Genomic DNA, 1347 nt, shown 5'->3' on the forward strand with positions numbered 1-1347 from the left:
ACCAGCTGCTCGCCACCAGCACCGCGATCCCGGTGATGATGCCGTACATCACCAGCGAGTTCGCCTGCCGCGAGGCCGGCGACCGGCCGGCGGTGCTGCCGAAGGGCGCGTTGAACTACGCGCTGCTCGGGCAGTACGTCGAGATCCCCGAAGACGTGGTCTTCACGGTGGAGTACTCGGTGCGCAGTGCGATGCACGCGGTGTACGGGCTGCTCGGCATCGAGCGGCCGATCCCGCCGGTCTACCACGCGATCGCCGATCCGGTGGCGGCGCTGGCGGCGATGAAGACATTGCTCGGCTGAGCCGCCAGAAGTCCCTGGAGCCCTGCGATGTCGCCCCACGCCACCCGCCGAGCTGACCCGCCGCCCCCACGCGACGCGTTGTCGCGCGTGCTGCTGGCGTTGTCGAGCGACGAGCAACGCGATCGCATCCACATCGGCGACCTGCTGCTCGCGATGCAGGACCAAGCGCTCGCCACGCTGATGCTGTTCTTCGCATTGCCGAACCTGCTGCCGCTGCCGCCCGGCACCTCGGGCGTGCTGGGCGTGCCACTGCTGTTCCTTGCGGCCCAACTCGCGCTCGGCCTGCCGGCATGGCTGCCGGCATCGGTCGCGGCACGCTCGATCACGCGGGAACGCTTCGCCGCCCTGACCCGGCGCCTGCTACCCTGGCTTGCGAGGGTGGAGCCGCTGCTGCGGCCGCGCTGGCTCGCGCTGTCGGCGCCGCTGCCGGTGCGGCTCGCGGGCCTGCTGTGCTTCGTGCTCGCCGCGGTGCTCGCGCTGCCGGTGCCGCTGGGCAACATGGCGCCGGCCTTCGCGATCAGCGCGATGATGCTGGGCGTGCTGCGGCACGACGGCGCATGGCTCCTGGCCGGCGCGGCGGCCGGCGTCGCCGCACTCGCGATCGCGGTCGCGGTGATCTGGATGGGACTGCACGCGCTGCCGCAGGTCCCGCTGCCATGACCGGCCTGATCGTCATCGCTGTCCTGCTCGGCCTCGGCATCGTTGCGGCGGGCGTGCTGCTGTGGCTGCTGACCCACCCGCTCGATTGAAGACAGCGCGGCGGCGGCGCGCTCAGGCGCCCTGCGGCATGCGCACCAGCAGCACCGGCACCGGCGACGAGCGCAGCACCTGCTCGGCATCGCTGCCGAGGAAGAAGCGGCTCGCGCCGCGCCGCCCGTGCGTACCGAGCACGACGAGGTCGGCGCCCCAGCGCTGCGCTTCCTGCTCGACCGCGTCGGCCAGCCGGGTGGCCAGGCCCTCGAACAACTGCGAATCGGCGGCCACGCCGGCTTCGGCCGCGCGCGCCCTGCCCTTGGCCAGGATCTCCTCGCCCGCGCTGCGCAGC

General features: G+C 72.8%; 3 protein-coding genes. 2 read left to right on the forward strand and 1 reads right to left on the reverse strand.

From position 1 onward, the window contains the following. The coding region (locus BUE42_RS31385; protein ID WP_200799076.1) for an oleate hydratase at positions 1-302 on the forward strand (302 nt) is incomplete at its 5' end. 27 nt (positions 303-329) lie between these two features. Then, positions 330-962 (forward strand): exopolysaccharide biosynthesis protein, encoded by a 633-nt coding sequence (locus BUE42_RS31390; RefSeq protein WP_073469455.1) that lies wholly within the window; start codon positions 330-332, stop codon positions 960-962. Positions 963-1073: 111 nt separating this feature from the next. On the opposite strand, the gene BUE42_RS31395 is transcribed toward BUE42_RS31390, so the two are convergent. After that, positions 1074-1347 (reverse strand): universal stress protein (locus BUE42_RS31395; RefSeq protein WP_143171888.1); only part of this gene is annotated, 274 nt, incomplete at its 5' end.

Source organism: Rhizobacter sp. OV335 (assembly GCF_900142965.1).
In the GTDB taxonomy this organism is placed as follows: domain Bacteria; phylum Pseudomonadota; class Gammaproteobacteria; order Burkholderiales; family Burkholderiaceae_C; genus Rhizobacter.